The organism is Branchiibius hedensis, from assembly GCF_900108585.1.
Classification (GTDB): Bacteria; Actinomycetota; Actinomycetes; order Actinomycetales; family Dermatophilaceae; genus Branchiibius; species Branchiibius hedensis.
The window spans coordinates 2,136,197-2,153,271 of the sequence record NZ_UESZ01000001.1; the positions used below are offsets into that span (position 1 = coordinate 2,136,197).

The following is a 17,075-nucleotide window of genomic DNA, read 5'->3' on the forward strand; positions in this document are numbered from 1 at the left end:
CATGTCCGCTGTGATCTCGACCGTGCCGGAGTTTCTTCGGGTAGCGGCTATCAGCGACCCGGAAGTACGGCGAAGGATGTGGGTTGAGCAATACGAGCAGTCATTCCCGGCCGTGTTCACGTCGTATTACGCGGGCTGGGGCTCCACGAGTCGCCGCGCCGACGCCGCTGACCGTGCGCCGCAGTGGGCGCTACGCGTCGCCGCCCGCGAGGACCGTCTTCGTTCCGCCGTCCAGCGGGCTCGCGAACAGTTGGAGGCCAAGGGATTTGGGCACGCCGAGTTCGACACCGTTCTGATGGTCGGTGTAGATACGTCGAACGGCTGGGCAACCGTGCTGGATGGACGCCCGACGCTGTTCCTGGCTCTAGAGATGATGAACGACGACATCGGTGATGAGGTAGTCGCGATCCACGAGGCGATGCACGCTGTCCAACTGGAGCTCCTTGGCCCGCAACGGCAGTGGTCGGGAAAGTTCATCTACGACTTCGCCGCGGAAGGACTAGCCGTCGCCGCCAGCCGAATCCTTCACCCTCGACTCAGCGACTCCGAGTACCTGTGGTTCGCGACGGGGCATGAGGATTGGATCTCCGACTGCGAACGCCAACGCACCGCGATCCGCTCGACCATCTGCAGCCTCGCGGACGCGGGCGAAGACGACGAGACAGTGAACGGCCTGCTGACGATGCATGAGCGCGACGACGGGTTACCCGCCCGATGCGGGTACTGGCTCGCAGACCAAATGACCCAAGACTGGTTGTCTACCGGCAAGACGTTGCTCGACATCGCCACGATGACCGCGCAGGAAGCATCTGCGAACGTCACCGCATGGCTGTCTGACGCCAGGCAAGCCCAACGGCCGTGACCGTTGCCCACGGGCGCACTAGGCCTTACCGAGGTCGCTCAGCCGACCAGCTGCAGCGCGTTCCAGATCTCGGCCCGCGCGGGGAAGGTGTTCAGGTCCATCCCCAGGAGCGTGCTGGCGGCGTCAACTCGCGACCGCACGGTGTGCCGGTGGACTCCGAGCGCCTTCGCCGTCGGATCCCAGGATCCATTGTGTTCCAGCCAGATTCGTAACGTCGTGCGCAACTCGTCATCCAACGGCTCCAGCAGTCTGCGAGCCACCTGATCGGCACCGGTGGTTTCCAGGTGGCCGAGCAGACCTGTCGCAGCGACGGATTCGAAGTCCACGAACGGGTGCTTGGCATCACACCGTCGCAGTGCGCTGCGGGCTTGGGCGGCGGCTTCCTCGAAATCCGCCCATCGGGCGGGTGCGGAGAACCCGGCGTGCGCACCATACGTGCGCAGCGCCGTACGCACATCACGCTGGCCCGAGGTGCCGATGACCACGGTGATTGCACCGTCGGCTTCGGCGAAGAACACCTGGCCCTCCTGCTCGTCGGCCAAGAGTTCCAGGGCGGCCAACACCGCGTCGGTGGAGCCGTCCGCCGCGACGACAGTCGCTACCCGGATCGGCTCCCCCGGGAGGTCACCCCACACCTGCGCTACGGTCCGGCGGGCGGCGTCCATCGCCCCTGAGCGCAGCAATTCCATTGCCCCGGAACGCAGTTGGCGACGCGACCGGTCCAGGGCCCGGCTCTGTTCGACGGCGATGCTGGCCAGTGCGATAACCGAGGTGATCAGGTCGGTGCCCGCGCGATCAAGGCCCGCACCGACCCCGACTGCAAGTACGCCGAGCGGCCGGCCCCGTTGACCGAGAGTCTGCAGCGTGATCGGCCCGGATCCTTCGTCCGACAGCCGCGCACCCGCCGGCCGTCCCCCGGCGAGCAATTCCCGAGCTGCTCGAAGCGCGACCTGTTCCAGTTCCACCGGCACGCTGCGATGTGTGGGCACCCGAACGCGGCTGCCGCCGGCGTCGAACAGCGCCACCCAGGTCCCCAGGTTGCGTTCGAGTTCGCGCAACACTGCCGCTAGCCCGTCGGGTCGCAGCGCTGCTCGGGCGACCGCGCGCTGCGCGGCCAGGGATCTCTCCAGGCGCTCCTGCCGATCGGCAGCGACCGCGTCGGACACCGACCGGATGATCTGCATGAACGGCGTGCGGGGTCCAATCTCGAACAACGGCAGGCCGATTCGCTCACATGCGGCGACCAGCACCGCCGGCACCTGATCGTGCACGATGCGCACCGCGAATCCCAGGGCGACCACTCCGCAATCGACCAGCCGAGTGACGTAGGCCTGTGCCCGACGCACACTGACCCGCTCCCCGAACTGAACACCGTCGGTCAGGAGCAGGCCACCGGGCTCCAACCAGGGTGTGGGATCGAGCAGGTCGGAGTTGTGCGCCCACGCCAGGGGTTGGTCCCACTGGGAGTCCTCGATCGGCGTACGGGCACGCATGACGAAGTCGGGAGTGGCCACCAGAGCGCGCAACGTCGTGGGCATCCATTGAGCATATGTCCAGGGCTCGCCACTCACTTCGACAAACTGTCGAACGGGGTGACGGCCCGACACGGCACAATGGGGAGCATGACCTACACCGCCGCAGCCGATCAGTTCATCGCCGGTTCCACCAACGCCGAGGTCAGCGAAGCCGACCGCAGCCGCGTCTTCCACTCCTGGTCCGCCCAGGGCGCGTTGAACCCGCTACCGATCGCCGGCGGCTCCGGCTGCATGCTCTGGGATTTCGACGGCAAGCAGTACCTCGACTTCTCCAGCCAATTGGTCAACGTCACCATCGGCTACCAGCACCCCAAGGTCGTCGCCGCCATCCAGCGGCAGGCGGACAAGTTGACGACGATCGCGCCGGCGCAGGCCAATGAGACCCGGGCGCACGCGGCCGAGCTGATCACCGACCTCGCCCCCGACGGTTTCAACAAGGTGTTCTTCACCAACGGCGGCGCCGATGCCATCGAGAACGCCATCCGGATGGCGCGCCTGTTCACCGGCCGCGACAAGATCATCTCGCGGTATCGCAGCTACCACGGCAACACCGGTGCGGCGATCGTCGCCACCGGGGACTGGCGGCGCATCCCCAATGAATACGCGCGCGGTCACGTGCACGTCTTCGGCCCGTACCTGTACCGCTCGGAGTTCTGGGCGACCTCTGAGCAGGAGGAGTGCGAGCGCGCGCTGCACCACCTCGAGCGGGTCATCCAGGCCGAAGGTCCGGAGTCGGTGGCTGCGATCCTGCTCGAGACGATCCCCGGCACTGCGGGCATCATGCCGCCGCCGCCGGGTTACCTGTCCGGCGCCCGGCAGATCGCCGACCGCTACGGCATCCTGCTGATCCTGGACGAGGTGATGGCCGGGTTCGGCCGCACCGGTGAGTGGCTCGCGCTGGACGCGTACGACGTACGCCCGGATCTGATCACCTTCGCCAAGGGCGTCAACTCCGGCTACGTGCCGCTGGGCGGCGTGATCATCTCCGACCCGATCGCGCACCACTTCGACGAGCGGGTCTTCCCCGGCGGCCTGACCTACTCCGGCCACCCGCTGGCGACCGCCAGTGCGATCGCCACGATCGAGGCGATGCGCGAGGAGAAGATCGTCGAGAACGCCGCCCAGATCGGTGCCGAGGTCATCGGCCCGCGGCTGCAGGAGATCGCCGCTCAGCGCGAGGTCGTGGGCGAAGTCCGCGGCAAGGGCGTCTTCTGGGCGATCGAGTTGGTGGCGGATCGTGAGACGAAGGAGCCGCTGGGAGCGCCGGAGATGGGCAAGATCAAGGCCGGCCTGCTGGAGCGCGGCCTGCTGCCCTTCATCAGCGACAACCGGATTCACGTGGTCCCGCCGGCGATCATCACCGCCGACGAGGCGAACCGCGGACTGGACATCATCGACGAGACCCTCGCCGCGTACCGCCCGTGACGCACTTCATCGACGGCCAGCTGGTCAACGCAGGCTCGCCGGCCACCGTCTTCGACCCCTCGGACGGCACCCCGGTCGCCGACATCACCCTCGCCGGCGCCCCTGAAGTCGAGCGCGCCGTCGAGGCGGCCCGTACGGCGTTCGGCGAGTGGTCGCGCGCGACCCCTGCCGAGCGATCGGGTGTGCTGGCGGCGTTCGCCCGGGCTCTCGAGGAACGGTCCGGTGAATTCGCGGCTCTGGAGTCGCGGCAGGCCGGTAAACCGATCCGGCTGACGACGGAGTTCGACGTCCCCGGAACCATCGACAACACGGCCTTCTTCGCCGGTGCGGCACGCAACCTGGAGGGCAAGGCGACCGGGGAGTATTCCGGTGCCCACACCTCCTCCATCCGCCGTGAGGCCGTCGGTGTGGTCGGCTCCATCGCGCCGTGGAACTACCCGCTGCAGATGGCGGCCTGGAAGATGCTGCCGGCGGTGGCTGCGGGCAACACGATCGTGCTCAAACCGGCCGAGATCACCCCGCTGACCACGGTGCTCTTTGCTCAGGTTGCCCACGAATCCGGCCTACCCGCAGGCGTTTTCAACGTCGTGACCGGCACCGGCCCGGACGCCGGCGCGACCCTGTTGCGGCACCCGGACGTCGATATGGTGTCCTTCACCGGCTCGACCCGGGTGGGTCGCACCGTCCTGGAGGCGGCCGCGACCACGGCCAAGCGGGTGCATCTGGAGCTCGGGGCAAGGCACCGTTCGTGGTGCTCGACGATGCCGACCTGGAAGCAGCGATCCACGGAGCGGTCGCCGGTTCGCTGATCAACAGCGGCCAGGACTGCACGGCCGCCACCCGGGCGATCGTGCACCGCAGCGTCTACGACGACTTCGTCGCGGGCGTCGCCGATCTGATGGGCAAGGTCGTACTCGGGCCGACCGCTGACGACGCGACTGATCTGGGACCGCTCATCTCGGCCGCGCACCGGGACAAGGTCGCCGCCATGGTCGACCGCGCACGCAGTTACGCCCGCGTGGTGACCGGCGGCGTGATCCCGGGCGGCGCACTTTCAGCAGGGCACTACTACTCCCCCACGCTGATCGCCGACGCCGACCCGGCCAGCGAGATCGTCAAGGACGAGATCTTCGGACCGGTCCTGACCGCAATGCCGTTCGACTCCGACGACGAAGCTATCGCCTTGGCCAACGACACGGTCTACGGCCTGGCAGCGTCGGTCTGGACCAAGGACGTCTACCGGGCGCTGCGGGGCACCGAGCAGATCCGGGCCGGCTGTGTGTGGGTCAACGACCACATCTCGATCATCAGCGAGATGCCGCACGGCGGGATGAAGCAATCCGGCTTCGGCAAAGACATGTCGACGTACTCCTTCGACGACTACACGGTCGTCAAGCACGTGATGTTCGACCGCACCGGCACCGCCCAACGCGACTGGCACCGCACAATCTTCCGCAACGTGTGATTCTCTGGCACTGTCTGCAACCCGCCGCGTCGCGAGTGCTGTCCTAGGCTCGCGACCATGAACAGCGGGGGTTCCGGCATCGACCTGGCACGCAGCTATTGGTTCGACATTGTGGGCCCACTGCTTGATCGGGCCATGCCGGAAATGCCGCGGGCCGCTGCACGTGTCGGGTCGGGATCCGACGTGCTGGGGTTGGACGATGAGATGTCCCGCGACCACGACTGGGGCCTACGGCTGCAGCTGTTCGTGCCGGAGCCATCGCGGACACGCGTGGCCGAGGTTCTGCTGGCGCAGCTCCCGGACGACTATCTCGACCACCCCACGAGACTGACGTTCAGCGGCCAGTCCGAACCTGTTCTTGCGCTGGACGTGTTGAGCGTGCATCGATTTGCCCAGAGCACGCTGGGCTTCAACCCGCTGCAGGGAACGACTGTGCCCGACTGGTTGTCACTGAGCGGCCAAGCCGTGCTGGAAATCACCGGTGGCGAGGTTTTCGAGGACACCAGCGGTGAGTTGAGTTCACTACGGAACTTCTTGACGTGGTACCCCGACGACCTCTGGCGCTACCTCATCGCATGCGACTGGCAGCGCATCGACCAGGAGCTGCCGCTGATGCAACGTGCTGGCCAGCGCGGTGATGACCTCGGATCCCGGGTGATCGCAGCCCGCTTGGTCGACGTGGGAATGCACTTGGGATTTCTACTCAACCGGAGATGGGCGCCGTATTCAAAGTGGCGAGGGACCCTGTTCGATGAACTGCCATTCGCATCAACGATCGGTCCCAGTCTGGACGCTGTGATGACCGCCGGCGACTGGCAGTCCCGCGGTCGGCACTTCGCCGCCGCCCTTGAAGTGTTGGCCAATCAACAGGACGACTGCGGCCTCCCAACCGCTGCGCCGGCGTGTGTTCCGTTCTGGGATCGGCCCTTCGTCTGTGTGAATCCGACAATGGTTCCCAATCTGCTGGGTTCCGTCCGTGACCCGTCGGTCCGACGGCTTGCGCCCGGACTTGGCAGCGCCGAACAGCGGTCGGACAACGTGGACCTCCTGGTGAATGCCGAAGCGCGGCGATACGTCGTCGGAATCCAACCCGGCGGGTGCTCACTATCGCGCAGCTAAGGCTGCCACCTCGATCAGAGAACATCCTGTACTACATCGTAAGACGGGCTTAGTCTTGAGACTGTGACGGAGCGGCTCCGGTGGGATTCAGAGTCAGCCGCCTACATCCAGCCCCGACCACAGCGATATCCAGGTGGGGCCGGTGTGGAGCCCGAATGGGCCGGCCACCGGTGCCGACCGCCGCTTGTACGAGCAAGGAGATGACGATGGCGCAGACGATTGATCCCAATCTCGCAGCCGACCTGCGACAGGAGTCGGAAGAGACCAAGGACGCCTCCTACCCGGAAAGGGCCGTAGGCACTCGCCCGAACCGCCACAAGGTGTACTCGGTGCGGTTGAGCGAACAGGAGGAAGCCGAGGTGCAGCGGGTCGCGGCGGCCAAACACCTGCCGCCCTCGACGTTGGTCCGTTCCTGGATTCTGGAGCGGTTGGATCAAGAACGGTCCGCCTGAGGACGCACAGCCAGAGGGGGTTGCCTGAGCGACCCCGGGCCGCCGTACTCAGATCACGCCGGTGTGGCTGAGCACGATCCGCAGACCGATCCCGATCAGGATCAGTCCGCCGAGGATCTCCGCAGGCTTGCCCAGCCAGGAGCCGACCGAGCGACCAAGACGCACCCCGATCAGCGAGATCACGAAGGTCACCACGCCGATCACCGTGAGCGCCAGCGGCAGGTTCACCGGCAGCACCGCGAAACTCACGCCGACCGCGAGCGCGTCGATGCTGGTGGCGACGGCCAGGATCAGCAGGCCGCGCAGATCCAGCGAGGGCTCGTCATCCTCTTCCTCGTCGTCCTGGAAGGCCTCCCAGAGCATCTTGCCGCCGATCAACGCCAGCAACCCGAAGGCGATCCAGTGGTCGACTCCACTGATCGCGTCGGCGAAACCCTTCCCCAGCAACCAGCCGAGCAGCGGCATCAGCGCCTGGAAGAGGCCGAACAGCCCGGCGATCAGCAGCGCGTGGCGCCACCGGAAGCGCCGCATGGTCACGCCCTGGGACAGCGACACCGCGAACGCGTCAGCCGATACCCCTACCGCGATGAGCAGGATCTCCAGGAGCGACATGTGAGCCGCTCAGCGCTTCAGGACGACACTGGCTTCCGAGGTGTGCACCAGGAAGGTGAAGGACTCCTGCAGGTAGAGCTGGATCCGCTCGGCGTCGTGCGACAAGTAGCCGATCGACAGGTCCTGACCCAGTTGCAAGGTGAAGTCGCCGCCACGATCGGTCACCAGCAGCGCGTCCTCGACGCCCGGCGCCCAGATGATCTTGCCGTCACCGAGGATGCGGGCGATGTGGTCGCGGATCGGGTACCCGTGGTCGGTTGTTTCGGCGACCTCGGTGTAGAGGTCGTCGTTGAGGACCAGGAAGTAGTCACCCTCCACACCCGCCAGGCGCAGGGCGTTGAGCGCGTGGGCGACCGCGGCCGGGAAGTCCTCGACCTTCGCCGGCAACGCCACCGCAGCGTTCGAACTCGCCGGGGCGATGCCCTCGATCCCCGCCGCTTCGGATCCGTGGAAGATCGCGTGATCCTCTGCCGTGGCGATGAGCGTCGCCGCGTCCTTGACCGGCTGCCAGTCCGAGTCCAGGGCGCCGCGATCCACGTCGTCCACCGCCGAGCGATCCACGAAGAACGGCACCCGCAGCTCCAAGGTCGGCAGCACGACCCGCTGCTGCGCGCTGACGCCGGCCACCGGAGCTTCGACCGGGCGGATGTGCCCGGTGCCCGCCGCCGAGTACTCCAGACCAGCAGCATCGGGTACGTCGACCACGCGCCGCCCAGCGATGCGTTCGGTGAACGTGCGGCGGGCTTCGTCATCGATCTCCTGCCAGGCAGCTGCGGAGATCGGGGCGAGTTCGCGGTGCAGGTTGTTCATGACTGACCTTCCGTAGTGACTGAAGCCGAAGTTACTTGAGGCTGCCGATACCCAGGGAACTGTCCGCGGCGGGCGGCGCCGACGGCTGGTCTTCGAGAAAATTCGCAGTCGGCACGAAATACAGGTTGCCGGTGAGGACCGTGGAGAAGTCCAGGATCCGGTCGTAGTTGCCCGGCGGATCGCCGATGAACATGTTCTGCAACATCCGCTCGATCACCTCCGGATCCTTGGCGTACCCGATGAAGTAGGTGCCGAACGACCCGTCGGCGATGTTGCCGAAGACCATGTTGTCGCGCACGATGTCGAGTTCGTTGCCGTCCTCGTCCTCGATGACGTTCAGCGCGATGTGCGAGTTCTTCGGCTTGACGGCGTCGGACATTTCGATGTCGTCGACCTTGGATCGGCCGATGACCCGCTCCTGCTCCTCGACACTGATCGCCTGCCAGGCGGCCATGTCGTGGACGTACTTCTGCACGATCACGTAGCTGCTGCCAGCAAAGGCAGGATCCTCATCCCCGACCGTCACCGCGTCGACGGCGTCCTGGTCATCCGGGTTCTCGGTCCCATCGACGAAGCCGAGCACGTCGCGCTGGTCGAAGTACTTGAACCCGTGCACCTCATCGACGACCGTCGCCAGACCGGCCAACCGCAGGCTGATCTGCCGGGCTAGTTCGAAGCACAGGTCCATCCGCCGGGCCCGCAGGTGGAACAGCAGGTCACCGGGCGTGGCGATCGCGGTGTGTTTGGACCCGGCCACCTCCTGGAACGGGTGCAACCCGGCAGGTCTTGGCTCGCCGTACAGGCCATCCCAGACGCGCGAACCGACGCCCGCAACGCAGGTCAGCTTGTCCTCCGGGGAGCGGAACGCCACCGAGCGCGTGAGCCCGGCCAGATCGGCCAGCAGGTCTCGGATCCCGTCGATCCCACCGTCGTCGACCGTCGCGACCAGGAAGATCGCGGCCGTTGCGGGCTCAGCAAGGACGTGTTGGGAGGCCACGGCCCGACTCTACCGCCGGGTCATCGGCGTCCGACGAACCAGCGTCGGATCAACTCGATCCGCTTGTCGACGTCCTGCGTGGAAGCCCGATCCAACGCGGGTCCGCCACCGGTGGACCGCAGTTCGGCGTGGATCAGCGCGTGTGCCGTGCCGGTCTTACGGGCGTACGCCGCGACCAGGGAGTTCAGTTCCTTGCGTTTGGCGGCCAGGGCGCGGTGCGCCGCCAGCGGCTCCGGTCCGTCGTGGTTACGTTTGCGGCTGGCTGCCTCCTGCCGGGACTGGCGCTGGCGCAACAGGTGGGCCACCTGGTCCGGTTCGAGCAGCCCGGGCAGGCCGAGGTAGGCCTCCTCCTCAGCGCTTCCGGCGTGAGCGGCGAGACCGAACTGTTGGGCGTCGAAGAGCACGTGATCGAACTCCGCCTGAGACTCCAACGCCTCGAAGGCGAATTCTCCACTGTCCGAGGCCTTTTCGCCGACATTGGCTTCGGCCATCTCCTCCTCGGACTCCGCCCACACGTCCTCCCCCGCCGCACGCGGACGGTCCAGAGCGTGGTCACGCTGCTCCTCCATCAACGCCGCCAGCCGCAGTACGGGCGGGACACTGGGCAGGAAGACCGACGCGACCTCACCCCGGCGGCGGGCGCGCACGAAGCGCCCGACCGCCTGCGCGAAGTACAGCGGGGTGGACGCGGAGGTGGCATAGACCCCGACGCACAGACGCGGGACGTCAACCCCTTCCGACACCATGCGTACGGCGACCATCCAGCGATCCTCGGACTGCGCGAACTGCTCGATGCGGCTCGACGATCCCGCGTCGTCGGAGAGCACCACGGTCGGCCGATCACCGGTGATGTCGGTCAAGATCCGCGAATAGGCCCGGGCCGCAGTCTGATTCGAGGCAATGACGAGCCCGCCTGCATCAGGTACGTGTCGTCGTACCTCGGTCAGTCGCTTGTCCGCCGCGCGCAGCACGGCAGGGATCCACTCCCCCGTCGGGTCCAGCGCGGTCCGCCATGCGGCAGCGGTCACGTCCTTGGTGACCGGCTCCCCGAGCCGGATGCTGACCTCGTCCCCGGCCTTGGTCCGCCAGCGCATGGACCCGCCGTACGCCATGAACAGCACGGGGCGCACGACGCCGTCGCGCAGGGCATCGCCATAGCCATAGGTGAAATCGCTGGCCGAGCGGCGGATGCCGTCGGCGCCCTCCTCGTAGCGCACGAACGGGATCGGGTGGGTGTCGGAGCGAAACGGGGTGCCGGTCAGGGCGATCCGCCGGTACGCCGGGTCGAACGCCTCGCGCAGACCGTCGCCCCACGACTTGTTCTCCCCGCCGTGATGGATCTCGTCCAGGATGACCAGGGTGCGCCGGCGGGCGGTGCGGATCCGGTGCAGGGCCGGGCGCATCGACACTCCGGCGTAGGTCACGGCCACCCCGTGGAAGCCCTTGGCGTGCTCCTCCTGGGCGTTGGTGAACCGCGGGTCGAGGTGAATCCCGGCGCGCGCGGCAGCATCGGCCCACTGGGTCTTGAGGTGCTCGGTGGGCGCCACCACCGTGATCTGCTCGATCTCACCCTCGCGCAGCAAGCGTGCCGCCAGGGTCAGCGCGAAGGTCGTCTTCCCCGCGCCCGGGGTCGCCACGGCCAGGTAATCGCGCGGGTTTTCGCCGAAGTACTCCTCCAGCGCGGTGTGCTGCCAGGCCCGCAGTTTGGCGGCGGTGCCCCAGGGCGCCCGGTCCGGGAAGGCCGGCGGCAGATGCGAGGCGGCCCAGGTGCTCATAGGCCGTCCAGCTTAAGGGAGCACGCCCAGCAGGTCCGCAACGCTGTCGATCACGACGTCCGCTCCGGCGTCGCTCAGGGCCTGCCCATCGGTTTCCCCGCTGCGCACCCCCACGACCAGGCCGGCCTGCGCCGCCCGTCCCGCGCCGATGTCGCGCACCGTATCCCCGACGGCCGCCACCGCAGCCGGGTCCGAGATACCGGTCAGCTGCATGGCCCGCTGGATCATCGCCGGCGAGGGCCGCCCTGCGTCCACATCGTCGACGCAGACCACCGCATCGAGCGTGGTCTCGTCCCAGCCGACGGCCGCGAGGACCTGCTCGACCACGGTCCGGTCGAATCCCGTGGTCAGCGCGACCTTGGTGCCGCGCGCGCGGAGGGCAGCAAAGAGATCGAGGACGCCCGGCATCGGGGTGGGCGGCTGCTTGACGTACGCCGAGTCAAGCCGAGCGCGGAAATCGGCAAACCCCGCCTCGATCACCTCCGGGTCGGCCTCGATACCACTGGCCGTCAGGAGCCCACGAATCGCCGCACGCTTGTCGGCGCCCATCCAACTCTCGATCTGCTCGGCAGTGGGATCAGCGCCCAGCGCCCGGACGGCATCCTCCAGAGCGACGTAGACCTGACCGCCCTCCTGCACGGTGGTGCCGGCGATGTCGAAGGCGACCAGAGCGATCGCGGGAGCGGTAGTCACAGTCGGCAAGCCTACGGCCCGGACTGCGGTGCCCGCACCGCTTCGCACGAGCCCAACATGTCCGGCAAGTGAACGAATAGCGCACTGTCGTAACGCAATTCATCCAGCCAGTGAACGCTGGCTGGGAAATCTCTGAACCGGTTGACGGCTCTCCGCGCAGGTGGCGCACTGGCAGCGTGATGACAGCCGATCTGGTCGTGGTGGGCGCGGGCATCGTCGGCCTGGCGCACGCCTACCACGCGGTCCGCAAGGGCTTACGCGTGGTGGTCGTCGACCGCGACGCACGCGCGGTCGGTGCCTCGATCCGCAACTTCGGGCACTGCTGCATCACCGTCCAGGACGGCGATGCGCTGCGGTATGCCCACCGCGGCCGCCAGCACTGGCTGGACGTAGCCGACGCCGCTGGCTTCTGGGCGCGCGAGGCTAGCACCTTGGTGGTGGCCCGCCATGACGACGAGTGGGCGGTGCTGCACGATCTTGCGGCCGCACGAGGTGCGCAATTGGTCCAACTGCTGGATCCGTCTGCCGTGCAACGACTTGCGCCGGTGCGTGGATCCATCGGAGGCGCCCTGTTGCCCGGTGACCTACGCGTGGACCCTCGGGGCGCCGTACCTGCCATCGCCCGTTACTTGGCTGATCAGGGGGTCGACTTCCACTGGTCGACCACCGTGCACGGGGTCGACGACGGCGTCCTACGCACCAACCGGGGAGTCTTCGAGGCGCGCGATGTCGTGGTAGCGGTCAACCACGACGTCGACCGGCTCTTCCCCGGCCTCGGGGCGCCGATCAAGCGGTGTTCCTTGCACATGCTGCAGATCCGCCCGCACCGCGACCTCACGATCCGCCCCGCCGTACTCACCGGCCACTCGATGCTGCGGTACGCGGGCTTCGCGGTCAGCTCCCGCCTGGCCGACGTTCGCGCCCGCATCGGCCGCGACGAACCCGAAGCGGCGGCGGCGGGCCTGAACCTGATGTTCACCCAACGCCCGGACGGCGACCTGGTCATCGGCGACACCCACTCCTACGACCAGGTGCCTGACGTGTTCGCCGTTGAATCGTGGGATGCCCTGATAATAAACAAGATTCGGGATCTGCTCGATATCGGCGACTTTGATGTGCGGTATCGCTGGCAGGGCGTCTACGCGTCAGCCACAGATCCATTCCTGGTCGCCGAACCGTCGCCGGGCGTTCACGTTGTGAGTGTCACATCGGGCATCGGCATGACCACCTCGTTCGGACTGGCGGCGGACGTCGTCGACCAGTTGTCGCCGACGCTTGTCGGCACCCCTCTTACAGAAGGTACGCAATGAACATCCCTCGTCGTTCTTGGATCGTGGCCGCGCCGGCCACCATCAGCTTGTGCGCGCTGGCCCTCAGCGGTTGTGCCAGCACCTCGGCGTCCGGCTCCGGCGGCACCGCCACCGGCTCGGGCTCGTCCGGCGTCACCGCCGCGAAGGCCACCTCGGCTGCCGACCTCGGCGGCATGGACGCGCTCGTGAAGGCGGCCAAGGCCGAAGGTCAGTTGAACGTGATCACGCTGCCGCGCGACTGGGCCAACTACGGCACGCTGATGGACGACTTCGCCAAGAAGTACGGCATCAAGATCACCGACGCCAACCCTGACGGATCGAGTGCGGACGAGATCACCGCGATCAAAACCCTCAAGAGCCAACCGACCGCACCCGATGTTGTCGACGTCGGTCAGGCGTTTGCCCTGAGCGGCACCCAGGAGAAGCTCTACGCGCCGTACAAGGTGGCGACGTGGGACAAGATCCCGGACTCGTTGAAGGACGCCGATGGCAACTGGTTCAACGACTACGGCGGTTACGTCTCGATCGGCTGCGACACCGCGAGGGTGACGTCCTGTCCTACCAGCCTGGCCGACTTGGACAAGCCGGAGTACAAGGACAAGGTCGCGCTCAACGGTGACCCGACCAAGGCCAACGCCGCCTTCAACGCGGTGTGGGCGGCGGCGCTGGCGAACGGTGGCTCCTTCGACAACATCCAGCCGGGCATCGACTTCTTCGGCAAACTCAAGAAGGACGGCGTCTACGTTCCGGTCCAGGCAACCGCAGCCACGATCCAGAGCGGTGAGACACCCATCGTCCTGGACTGGGACTACCTGAACGCAGCCAAGGCAGAAAAGGTCAGCACGTTCAAGACGGTTGTCCCGAGCGATGCGAAGCTGCCGGGCTACTACGCGCAGGCGATCAGCGCCTACGCACCACACCCGGCGGCTGCGCGTCTGTGGGAGGAGTACCTCTACAGCGCGGAGGGGCAGAACGGCTTCCTGGCCGGGTACGCGCGTCCGGCCGAGATGACCGCGATGACCCAGGACGCGTCGATCGACAAGGCAGCGGCCGCCAAGCTGCCAGCCGTCGACGGTACGCCGACCTTCCCGAGCCAGCACCAGATCACCAAGGCGAAGACGACCTTGACCCAGAACTGGTCAGCGGCTGTCAGCTGACGTGGCTGATTTCGACCTGACGGTGGCCGCGCCGGGCGTCCCGGACCTGGCGTCCGATGCGCCCGGCGCGGCCGCGCCACCTTCGCGCCGCCGGATGCGGGTGCCTGCGCTGTGGGGCATGCTGCCGTTCTTTGCGATGATCACGGTCTTCTTCATCCTGCCGACCGTGATCCTGCTCGTCACCGCCTTTCAGCCGGCGTCCGGCAGCGGCTTCACGCTGCACAACATGTCCACCTCGCTGCAGGGCGCCTACCGCACCGGCCTGATCAACTCCGTCAAGGTCTCGCTGATCGATGCCGTCCTCGCGGGTGTCCTGGGGCTCTTGCTGGCCCAGGCCATCGTGAGCAGCCGCAGCCGCCTGCTGAAGGAACTCACGGCGACTGCGGCAGCGGTGCTCACCAACTTCGGTGGGCTGCCCCTGGCCTTCCTGTTCGTCGCGGCCATCGGCAACGCCGGCGTCGTCACCACACTGTTGAGCGACCACCTCGGAGTTTCCCTGTCCGACCTGGGGTTTGACCTCTACGGCATCAGCGGTGTCGTCGTGGTCTATTTGTACTTCCTGGTGCCGCTGATGGTCCTGGTGATCATCCCGAGCCTGGAAGGCCTGCGTCCGCAGTGGCGTGAGGCAGCCCTGAATCTCGGGGCCAGCCGGTGGCAGTACTGGCGGCACGTCGCCACCCCGGTCCTCCTGCCCAGCTTCCTCGGCGCGCTCGCGCTGCTCTTCTGCAGTGCGATCTCTGCGTACGCGACCGCAGCAGCACTCACGAACGGCACACTCGCGTTGACGCCCCTGCAGATCGCCGCTGTCCTGTCCGGCAACGTGCTGGCCGACCAGGCGAACGTCGGGGCGGCGCTGGCGCTGGACCTGATGGTGTTGATCATTCCGTTGACCGCGCTGTATCTCTTCCTGCAACGGCGCACCGCCCGGTGGCTGCGATGAGCGCCGTCGATGCGAGCCGCGCGCGCTCCCTGCCCTGGGGTCGCTGGCTGGTCCTGCTGGTCGCGGCGGTCTACTTCATCGGGCCGCTCGCCGCGGCCTTCTGGTTCTCCATCCGCAACACCCACGGCGTCGACTTCGGGGCGTACACCGAAATTCCCTCCGCCCCAGGCTTGTTGGACGCCGTTCTCCTCTCGTTGGAGATCTCGGCCGTCGCGGTCCTCGTCACGCTGATCCTCATGGTCCCGACGATGCTGCTCCTGCACCTGCGACTACCCGGTTTGCGTCCTGTCGTCGAAGTGTTGTGTCTGCTGCCGCTGGTCGTGCCACCGATCGTCCTGGTGGTCGGCGTCGGCAAAGTCATCGCCTGGGGCAACACCACCGACACCAGCAGCGCCCGCTGGCAGGTGACCAACCAGTTGCTCAACAGTCACCCGCCGTTGATCCTTCCGCTGTTGTACGTCGTACTCGCGCTGCCCTTCACCTTTCGCGCTCTCGACGCCGGGATCCGCGCGGTCCCCCTCACGACGTACGTCGAAGCCGCACAAGGCCTGGGGGCGAGTTGGTGGGCGGTCTTGTGGCGGGTCGCTCTGCCGACGCTCCGCAGCAGCGTCGTGACCGCGGCACTCCTGGTCTTCGCCTTGGCGTTCGGCGAGTTCACCGTCGCCAGCATCCTTCAGTACCAACCGTTCACGGTCTGGTTGCTGCAGTTCAACAACACCGACGGCCGGCTCACGACCGCTCTGTCGCTGATCAGTCTGGGCTTCACGTGGGTCCTGCTGATCGGCTTCTCGGTCGTCACGTCCAGCCGGCAGAAAGGCGCCGCATCGTGAGTACCCTGCCCATCGCGGATGAACAGGTCGGCGTCGATGTCGACTTCCATGACGTACGACGGGTGTTCCCCGGCACGGTCGCTCTCGACGGGCTGAACCTGCACATACCCGGTGGACAGCTCCTGGCCCTCCTCGGTCCGTCCGGGTGTGGAAAGACCACTGCGCTGCGGCTGTTGGCGGGCTTCGACTCTCCTGACGCCGGCACGATCGCCGTCGGGGGGCGCGACGTGCGGGGTCTTCCCCCGAACCAGCGCGATATGGGCATGGTCTTCCAGGCCTACAGCCTGTTCCCGACCATGACAGCGCGCGACAACGTCGGCTTCGGCCTACGGATGCGCCGCCATGACTCGGGTAAACGCTCGGCGCGAGCGACCGAATTGCTCGAATTGGTGGGGCTTTCCGATCACGTCGACAAGTACCCGCATCAGTTGTCCGGCGGCCAGCAGCAACGCGTCGCCCTCGCGCGGGCCCTGGCCATCCGACCGCGGGTGCTGCTGCTGGACGAGCCGCTATCGGCGCTGGATGCCAAGGTCCGCGAGCAGTTGCGGGACGAGATCCGCCGGTTGCAGGTGGAGTTGGGCGTCACGACGTTGTTCGTCACGCACGACCAGGAGGAAGCGTTGTCGATGGCCGATCAGGTGGGCGTGATGCGCGCCGGCCGGTTGGAGCAGATCGCCGCGCCGCAACGGCTCTATGACGAGCCGGCGACGGCCTTTGTGGCGACCTTCGTGGGCACGATGAACCGTCTCGAGGCGATCATGGTCGATGGGTCTTCGGTGCGGATCGGTGACCAGACGTTGCCCATCCGCGGAGCCTCGCCGGGCGGCGCAGGAACGCCGGTGGAAGTGCTGGTGCGTCCGGAAGCACTGCGGATCCGCCCGGACGTCGAGGGTGTGTGGGAAGTCTTCGTGGCCACGTTCCGAGGCGCAACGACGCGTCTGCAACTTCGGCGCGGCGAGGAGTCCGCCTCGGCGGACGTACCCTCGGAGGTCGCCTCGTCGTACCCGCCCGGTGCCCGCTGCTCGATCAGCCTTCCTGACGGTCCGGCACTCGTGGCGCCGCCCCAGCCGTCAGCGCCTTAGCGCGCCGCGCG

Annotated in this window: 15 protein-coding genes and 1 pseudogene; 10 read left to right on the top strand and 6 right to left on the bottom strand. The window is 67.2% G+C overall.

Annotated features, from left to right (window positions below; translation table 11 throughout):
- Position 1 precedes the first annotated feature (1 nt).
- Entirely contained in the window at positions 2 to 862 is an 861-nt protein-coding gene (locus DR843_RS10425; RefSeq protein WP_109685611.1) for a hypothetical protein, read from the top strand.
- Between the two features lie 38 nt (positions 863 to 900).
- Here the strand turns inward: DR843_RS10425 and DR843_RS10430 are convergent, their stop codons facing one another.
- Positions 901 to 2,400 carry a PucR family transcriptional regulator gene (locus DR843_RS10430; protein WP_109685613.1) on the bottom strand — a complete coding sequence of 500 codons (1,500 nt, stop codon included), beginning with the start codon at positions 2,398 to 2,400 and terminating at the stop codon, positions 901 to 903.
- A gap of 84 nt (positions 2,401 to 2,484) precedes the next feature.
- Between DR843_RS10430 and DR843_RS10435 the strand changes: the two genes are divergently transcribed.
- The 4 genes and pseudogenes from DR843_RS10435 (at position 2,485) to DR843_RS10450 (ending at position 6,858) form a co-directional block, all read left to right on the top strand.
- Entirely contained in the window at positions 2,485 to 3,822 is a 1,338-nt protein-coding gene (locus DR843_RS10435; protein WP_109685615.1) for an aspartate aminotransferase family protein, read from the top strand.
- Positions 3,819 to 5,287, top strand: a pseudogene (locus DR843_RS10440) (gamma-aminobutyraldehyde dehydrogenase). Before DR843_RS10435 ends, DR843_RS10440 begins: the two are co-directional and overlap by 4 nt.
- A gap of 57 nt (positions 5,288 to 5,344) precedes the next feature.
- Positions 5,345 to 6,406, top strand: a complete 1,062-nt coding sequence (locus tag DR843_RS10445; protein ID WP_109685617.1) for a DUF4037 domain-containing protein — start codon at positions 5,345 to 5,347, stop codon at positions 6,404 to 6,406.
- A 206-nt stretch (positions 6,407 to 6,612) separates the two neighbouring features.
- Positions 6,613 to 6,858 (top strand): DUF6290 family protein, encoded by a 246-nt coding sequence (locus DR843_RS10450; protein WP_146202550.1) that lies wholly within the window; start codon positions 6,613 to 6,615, stop codon positions 6,856 to 6,858.
- 48 nt (positions 6,859 to 6,906) lie between these two features.
- On the opposite strand, the gene DR843_RS10455 is transcribed toward DR843_RS10450, so the two are convergent.
- The 5 genes from DR843_RS10455 to DR843_RS10475 are packed head-to-tail and all read right to left on the bottom strand — an operon-like array spanning position 6,907 to position 11,745.
- Positions 6,907 to 7,470: a manganese efflux pump MntP gene (locus DR843_RS10455; protein WP_109685621.1), complete on the bottom strand. Its 564-nt coding sequence runs from the start codon at positions 7,468 to 7,470 to the stop codon at positions 6,907 to 6,909.
- Between the two features lie 9 nt (positions 7,471 to 7,479).
- Positions 7,480 to 8,280, bottom strand: coding sequence for a family 1 encapsulin nanocompartment shell protein (locus DR843_RS10460; protein WP_109685623.1), 801 nt, complete (start codon positions 8,278 to 8,280; stop codon positions 7,480 to 7,482).
- Positions 8,281 to 8,311: 31 nt separating this feature from the next.
- Complete coding sequence (locus DR843_RS10465) at positions 8,312 to 9,277, bottom strand: Dyp-type peroxidase (protein WP_109685625.1); 966 nt, start codon at positions 9,275 to 9,277, stop codon at positions 8,312 to 8,314.
- Positions 9,278 to 9,297: 20 nt separating this feature from the next.
- On the bottom strand, positions 9,298 to 11,052 hold the full coding sequence (locus DR843_RS10470) for a DEAD/DEAH box helicase (RefSeq protein ID WP_109685627.1): 1,755 nt from the start codon (positions 11,050 to 11,052) through the stop codon (positions 9,298 to 9,300).
- A 12-nt stretch (positions 11,053 to 11,064) separates the two neighbouring features.
- Complete coding sequence (locus DR843_RS10475) at positions 11,065 to 11,745, bottom strand: phosphonatase-like hydrolase (protein WP_109688835.1); 681 nt, start codon at positions 11,743 to 11,745, stop codon at positions 11,065 to 11,067.
- Between the two features lie 179 nt (positions 11,746 to 11,924).
- Here DR843_RS10475 and DR843_RS10480 point away from each other — a divergent pair, with 179 nt between their 5' ends.
- From DR843_RS10480 to DR843_RS10500, 5 genes are read left to right on the top strand one after another with little or no spacing between them, the layout of a single operon-like run.
- Positions 11,925 to 13,055, top strand: a complete 1,131-nt coding sequence (locus tag DR843_RS10480; protein ID WP_109685629.1) for a TIGR03364 family FAD-dependent oxidoreductase — start codon at positions 11,925 to 11,927, stop codon at positions 13,053 to 13,055.
- The gene (locus DR843_RS10485) at positions 13,052 to 14,212 is read left to right on the top strand and encodes an ABC transporter substrate-binding protein (RefSeq protein ID WP_109685630.1); all 1,161 of its coding nucleotides are present in this window, start codon (positions 13,052 to 13,054) and stop codon (positions 14,210 to 14,212) included. Before DR843_RS10480 ends, DR843_RS10485 begins: the two co-directional genes overlap by 4 nt.
- A gap of 1 nt (position 14,213) precedes the next feature.
- Positions 14,214 to 15,152: an ABC transporter permease gene (locus DR843_RS10490; RefSeq protein ID WP_211310221.1), complete on the top strand. Its 939-nt coding sequence runs from the start codon at positions 14,214 to 14,216 to the stop codon at positions 15,150 to 15,152.
- On the top strand, positions 15,149 to 15,982 hold the full coding sequence (locus DR843_RS10495) for an ABC transporter permease (protein WP_109685632.1): 834 nt from the start codon (positions 15,149 to 15,151) through the stop codon (positions 15,980 to 15,982). Before DR843_RS10490 ends, DR843_RS10495 begins: the two co-directional genes overlap by 4 nt.
- On the top strand, positions 15,979 to 17,064 hold the full coding sequence (locus tag DR843_RS10500; RefSeq protein ID WP_109685634.1) for an ABC transporter ATP-binding protein: 1,086 nt from the start codon (positions 15,979 to 15,981) through the stop codon (positions 17,062 to 17,064). Before DR843_RS10495 ends, DR843_RS10500 begins: the two co-directional genes overlap by 4 nt.
- Positions 17,065 to 17,075: the final 11 nt, after the last annotated feature.